Below are 2,983 nucleotides of genomic sequence, written 5' to 3' on the forward strand. Positions count from 1 at the left end.
CAGGTCGAACCGGCCCGCCCGGATCGATCCGCTCCCTGACGCCCTCAAAACGACCTTCAAAAAACCCCTTGCCAAGCTCTGGTACTACTGACCCGCGCGACCTCTTTCACCTCGCCGAGGTCGAGAAAGATCGGCCCGGGGGTGGAAAGGTCGGCTGCGGTGAGCGGCACCACCGTCTGGTAGGTCGCCGTGCCGGAGAAATAACGCACTCCGGGATCTTCCGAACTCGTCCAGTCGATGAGCTTCGCTAGTTCCACCGAGGCGGGTGCCCCCCGGTCCGGCGGAAAGCTCAGGGTCCACGGTCCGGTCAACCCGCGGTCGGGCGGGACGTCACCGACGACCATTTCGCCGTTCCGACCCTGGGCGGTCTTGAAGCGGTAGGTCCCGCCTTCCCGGACCCGGGCCTTCAGCTCCGCGCCCTCCAGACCCGTGATCTCGATGCCGCCATCCGGGCCCTCGATCTGCACGCAGTGGTCCCGCGCCGCCCCCTCCGCAAACACGACGAAGATCGAGGAAGCGGGCGCAAGGTCCAGCGGCATCCGGACGAAGCCGTCGCCCACCTCGTAGTGGAAGCAGGGGGCGACCGTGCCGTCTTCGGCGCGCCAAAAGCTCGGCACCCGGTCCGCCTGCACGCGGAAACGGGCGGCAAAACGCTGCGGCTCCAGCGTCGTGTTGGCGACCAGATAGATGTCCTCCACGGCGGTCTCCCGATGGATGTAATCGATCTCCCGCCCGGAGTTATCGAAATCCTCCACCTCGAAGTCCGGCCGCACCTTCATCCCCGCGAGCACCTCGTCGAGCGGGACATTCCAGACCACCTCGCCCTTGCCGAAGCGATGACGCTTCACCGTCTCGCCGTCGCAGTCGCCCCAGATCCGGCCGGCCCCTTCGCGCACCCCGGCGTCGCATTCCGGATACCCGCTCAGGCTGTTCGAACGCTCCGGCTTCGGGCCGACGACCGTCGCCCCGGCCTCGACCAGCGCGCCGATCTTCCGCAGCACCGCCGGCGAGATCGCCTCGCGATCGGGCAGCACCAGCAGCCGGTAATTCATTCCATCAGGCAGCACGATCCGCCCGTCCTCCACCCGCATCCGCTCGAGGATCACCTCTTCATTCACGTAGTCGTAGTCGTGCCCGTAGCCGAGCGATGAAAGGTCGACCGGCTCGGGCTTTCCGCAGTGAAGGCAGTAACCCTCGCCCCAGCGCGGCTTCACCGTCGGCGCGATGCGCCGCGGTGGCACCAGGTTCGGCGCGTTGTCGCCGTAGTAGACCGCCACATCGGCAACGAACTGCCCCTGCTGCAGCAGGTGGCAGCTCCGCGACATGTCAGCGAGCATGGGCCCGGCGACGTCCCACCAACTCTGGTTCACGTTGAAATGTTCGCCGGCGTGGTAGGCAACGCCCGGCAGTCCGGACCCCGGCGGCTGGTGGGCGAAGGTGTGAAAGCTGACCTGGTTGAGCCCGGCGCACAGCGCGATGTCGAACAGCCGCTTGTAGGTGGCCGGTCCATCCTGCCAATGCTGCCAGCCGGTGAAGGACTCGGCATTGACCAGCGTCTTGCCGTAGATGTGCGCCGCGCTCGCCGCCTCCTTGGTCACCCAGTTCTTGCGGTGGTTCCAGAACTCACCCATCGGGATGTCGGCCGCCCCGAGCGCCTTGAGCGGGTCGACCCGGGCATGACCGCCGTGGCCGCCCTCGGCAAGCAGCAGCAGCCCTCGCTCATGGAGCAACTCGCGGGCCCGGGCGAAGTGGTCCTCGACCAGCAGGTCGCTCACCAGCTTGCGGTAGTCGTGAAGGAAACGGTCGCCGAGATCCCCTTCGCCGACCGTCACCCCGGCCAGCACCGGCAACCACGGAACCGGATCGTAGCCGTAGCGCTCGGTGAATTCCTCGACGAAGTCCGGCGTCCAGTCGGTCACAGGGCGCACCTCGTAGCTGTCGAGCATCAGCACCTTCAGCGGACCGTAGCCGTCCCGCCCCCGCGCCAGGGCATCGAGCATGTGCTTGAAGTGCGCGTCGGTCGCCTCCCGACTGAGATGATCGATCACCCGCCCGTCCGAATTCTCGCTCGGGCAGTTCAGCCTCTCGCCGGTATTGCCCGAGACAAAGCGCAGGATCCTCCAGCTTCCCTCCGGCACCTCCCACTCGAGGGTTCCTTCCGCGCCCAGCCGGTCGTCGAGGCGGATCCGGTCGGGCTCGCCCTCACGCACCGCGACCACCGCCACCTCCCGCTTTTCGGCGACGATGCCCTCCGGCAGCGGCAGGACTCCGGAAAAGCGCGACGGTCCCTCGGCCTTCACCTCGCTCCAGCGCAGCGCCTTGCTGCCATCCTCGGCTTCGATCCAATCGCCGCCGGCGTTCCAACTGCTCGACGCGAAAAGTCCCAGCTCCAGCCCGAGACGCTCCGCCTCGTCCATCGCATGATGGATCGACGCCAGCGATTCCGGCCCGAGAAAGGCAGGGCCGGCGGGGATGATCTTCTCCGGATCGATCAGGACCCCGATGTCCCAGATGATTGCGCCGCGCATCCCCTTGGCCTTCATCTCCTCCAGCTCGTGGGTGATCTGGCCGTGGTCGACGTGGCCGTTCATCCACGACCACAGCGCCGACGGTCGCGCCGCCAGGGGCGGATCCCGGAACTCGGACTCGGACAATTCGCCGTGGGCCACGCCACCCGCGAGGAGACCCAGGACAAGCACCCCCGTGGCCCGGGACCAGCGGGAGCAGCTCCCCCCACGACAAGAACGAAACGGCTGGAAAGGGCCGGCAGAACCTCGGGAGATCATCGGCAAAACCTACGCCGGCTCCCTCCGCAACATCTCACCCATGACGGGGATTTCCCGTCGCACGTTCGTGGGATGCCTCGCGTGGCACCGACCCGCCCGCCCCTAGCCCGCATTTCTCATACTCCCGGTGGCGATTCGCCGATGGGGGGCTCGATCTCGGTGAGAGATGAGATCAGCGGCTTTTGAGCACCCTCGGC

General features: G+C 67.2%; 1 protein-coding gene. It reads right to left on the minus strand.

Translation table 11 applies throughout. The annotated features are described in order from the left end of the window. Positions 1-56: 56 nt before the first annotated feature. Positions 57-2,669 (minus strand): glycosyl hydrolase, encoded by a 2,613-nt coding sequence (locus ACG2LG_RS23635; RefSeq protein ID WP_396263305.1) that lies wholly within the window; start codon positions 2,667-2,669, stop codon positions 57-59. Positions 2,670-2,983 lie beyond the last annotated feature (314 nt).

It is taken from the genome of Haloferula sp. A504, assembly GCF_044385805.1.
In the GTDB taxonomy this organism is placed as follows: domain Bacteria; phylum Verrucomicrobiota; class Verrucomicrobiia; order Verrucomicrobiales; family Akkermansiaceae; genus Haloferula.